At 64.7% G+C, this 1,956-nt stretch carries 1 protein-coding gene and 1 pseudogene; one reads left to right on the top strand and one right to left on the bottom strand.

Annotation, left to right across the window (positions count from 1 at the left end; genetic code table 11):
- Positions 1-725: AIPR family protein (locus DBR22_RS22555; protein WP_375135032.1), on the top strand; the 725-nt coding region annotated here is incomplete at its 5' end.
- 402 nt (positions 726-1,127) lie between these two features.
- Here DBR22_RS22555 and DBR22_RS22550 read toward each other — a convergent pair.
- A pseudogene (locus DBR22_RS22550) lies at positions 1,128-1,956 on the bottom strand (transcriptional regulator); the annotation flags it as partial.

Genomic DNA, 1,956 nt, shown 5'->3' with positions numbered 1-1,956 from the left:
CCGACTATGCCACGAAGGTGGATACGCAGTGGACCAAGGACGATGGCAAAGGGGCGGACGCTTATGGAGACGGCTACTTCCGCTCAGGCATTGGCAAGGCGATTATGTATGAGACGTTGCGCTCCCAAGTGCTCAAGCAGGATTGGTACAGAGCGGCTCCCGGCTATCTCGCGAACATAGTTGCATACGCGATCTCTCGCCTTGCCTTTGAAATTGGAGTCCAGTTCCGCGGAGCCAACTTCGACTTCGATCGAGTCTGGCAGCGCCAGGCGGTAAGTGCGTCGACGCTTGCGGCGCTCATCGAGATCGCGCAGGCGGCGCAGCAGCACCTAACCGACCCGAATCGCCCCCAGGCAAACGTGACTCAGTGGGCGAAGCAGCAGGCATGCTGGGAGGGATTCAAGAAGGTCGGCGTCCGACTCGGTGGTGGCATCGGGAACGACCTCCTCGCCGTTCACGAGACCCGGGGGCAAGCTGCCGACGACCGGAAGCAACGCGCGATGGACACTGGCTTCGAGGCAGTCGCGCGCGTCCTTGGCGTCAAACCACACGTGTGGGAAACGGTCTATGGGGCTCGAGTCCCGATGTCCCCCACCGAGAAGGATCTCGTGGTGATGTTTGGCCTTCGGCAGGGGAAGGTCCCCTCGGAGCGTCAAGGGGCCGTTCTCCTGCGACTACTGGGTCGAATGGCCGAAAGCGGAATCATCGGGAGCGACAGCTTTTAGCCGTAGTAGATTGCTTCTCGAGTAGCTGGTCCTTCTGCGCCAACCCACGAACGACCTGACCCAGGTACACTCGTACTCCACGGATGGGCCGGGCCTCCTGGCCCAGAGCTAAGCACCGAAGAGGACAAATCCGCCAAAACCGCGAGCACCTCATTGGCAGCCCGTGAACGGCTGGTGGCCTCATTCTCCGATGAGAATATCTGGATCCCATGTCTACCCTGCGCGGATTCGTGTGACTATGGCCGATTTCCCCACGCCTTAGGAGCGTCTACGGGGTTTGAGCCGGTCGAAAACAACGGCCGAAGTTCTTGTCCGGATATGCAGAATCTGGCGCGACTTAAGCTGGCATATCTGGACAAAAACGATGTACCCGCCCTCCCCTGGCCGCCGTTGAAGACCTGCTCACGCCCGTCCGGAAGCGCGCTGCTGGAGGGTGCCACAGTGTTGGTGCGCGGCCAACAATCCCCGCTCATAAGCGTCCAGGGCCGCGCGGTAAGCCAAGTAGCGCGGATTTGCCCGTCCGGCCAGCCGGCCCAGTGCCTCGACACCCTCCGCGTCCCCGCACCCCATATCCCTGGACAACCACCTCACCACAAGGTTGGCATCCCCACTGGACCGCACCGCAGAGCCAACAGCCAGGTCCGGCTGGTCCCGCAGCAGTTGCACCGCCAGAACGCCGGACCGGCTGAGCAGGGGAGCGGTGTACGCCTCGAGCGCTTCGGCCACCCGTCCCTCGCGCAGCAGCCGCAGCACCCGCCCCGAATCCGAGCACCCAGCCAGCCCGACAGCCAGCCGGTACGGGTTCGACTCCACAGCATCGCCCAGCATCGAGCGGACACGGAACATCTCCGTCCGGATGGCCTGCGGTGTGCCGGCATCGCCGTGCAGCTCGTATGCCAGCTCGTCGGCGCTCCACCCCTGCGACCGGGAATCAAGCAGCGCCAGGATCTCCGCGCGTCGCTGCGTCAGCGGCACCCGGCTCCCATCCGCGAACACCGCCGCGGGCCTGTCGCCCAGCAGCTCCAGCCAGGAAACCGCAACACAAGGCCGCCGGTCACCCGGCCGGGACGCATGCACGGGAGAGGCCGCACCTAAGGAGGTGCCGCCGTCGGACGTTCCCAGCAGGGACTCCGCCACGCGCACCGCGCACCGCACCATCCGTAGCGTGTCCGCGCTGATGGTGTCCAGCGGTCCTGAAACGTCCAGCACGCCGAGCAGCGCGCCGGTGACC

The organism is Arthrobacter sp. HMWF013 (assembly GCF_003061105.1).
Taxonomy (GTDB): domain Bacteria; phylum Actinomycetota; class Actinomycetes; order Actinomycetales; family Micrococcaceae; genus Arthrobacter.
This window is presented reverse-complemented; position numbering and strand designations above follow the sequence as displayed.